Below are 1,145 nucleotides of genomic sequence, written 5' to 3'. Positions count from 1 at the left end.
GGCCCGCATGGAGCGGGTCGTGCGCGAGCGCATGACCACCCAGGACGTCGAGGCGATCACGCCGCAGACCCTGATCAACATCCGCCCGGTCGTGGCGGCCATGAAGGAGTTCTTCGGCACCTCGCAGCTGTCGCAGTTCATGGACCACACCAACCCGCTGGCCGGTCTGACGCACAAACGGCGTCTGAACGCGCTCGGCCCCGGTGGTCTGTCCCGTGAGCGGGCCGGCATGGAGGTCCGTGACGTGCACCCGTCCCACTACGGCCGGATGTGCCCGATCGAGACCCCCGAGGGCCCCAACATCGGCCTCATCGGCTACCTCGCGTGCTTCGCCCGGCTCAACGCCTTCGGCTTCGTCGAGACCCCCTACCGCAAGGTCGTCGACGGCAAGGTGACCGACCGGATCGACTACCTCACCGCCGACGAGGAAGACCGCTACATCATCGCCCAGGCGAACTCCTCGCTGACGGAGGAGGGCGAGTTCGCGGAGAGCAGGGTGCTCGTGCGGCGCAAGGGCGGCGAGTTCGAGTACGTCCGCTCGGGCGAGGTCGACTACATCGACGTGTCGCCGCGCCAGATGGTCTCCGTGGCCACGGCGATGATCCCGTTCCTGGAACACGACGACGCCAACAGGGCCCTGATGGGCGCGAACATGCAGCGTCAGTCGGTCCCGCTGCTCAAGGCCGAGGCGCCGCTGGTGGGTACCGGCATGGAGTACCGTGCCGCGACCGACACGGGCGATGTGATCAGTGCGGAGAAGGCCGGTGTGGTCGAGGAGGTCTCGGCCGACTACGTCACGGTCATGAACGACGACGGCACCCGCACGACCTACCGGGTGGCGAAGTTCAAGCGCTCCAACCAGGGCACCTCCTTCAACCAGAAGCCGATCGTGGCCGAGGGCGACCGGGTGGAGGTCAACCAGGTCCTCGCCGACGGCCCCTGCACCGACAACGGTGAGATGGCGCTGGGCAAGAACCTGCTGGTGGCGTTCATGCCGTGGGAGGGCCACAACTACGAGGACGCGATCATCCTGTCCCAGCGACTGGTGCAGGACGACGTGCTGTCCTCGATCCACATCGAGGAGCACGAGGTCGACGCCCGCGACACCAAGCTGGGCCCCGAGGAGATCACCCGGGACATCCCGA

At 67.3% G+C, this 1,145-nt stretch carries 1 pseudogene; it reads left to right on the top strand.

The window, feature by feature from the left end:
* A pseudogene (locus ACFOY2_RS54645) lies at positions 1-1,145 on the top strand (DNA-directed RNA polymerase subunit beta); the annotation flags it as partial.

Source organism: Nonomuraea purpurea (genome assembly GCF_042650645.1).
GTDB lineage: Bacteria > Actinomycetota > Actinomycetes > Streptosporangiales > Streptosporangiaceae > Nonomuraea > Nonomuraea purpurea.
Note: the sequence above shows the minus strand (reverse complement) of the source record. Positions and strands in the feature narration are given on the sequence as shown.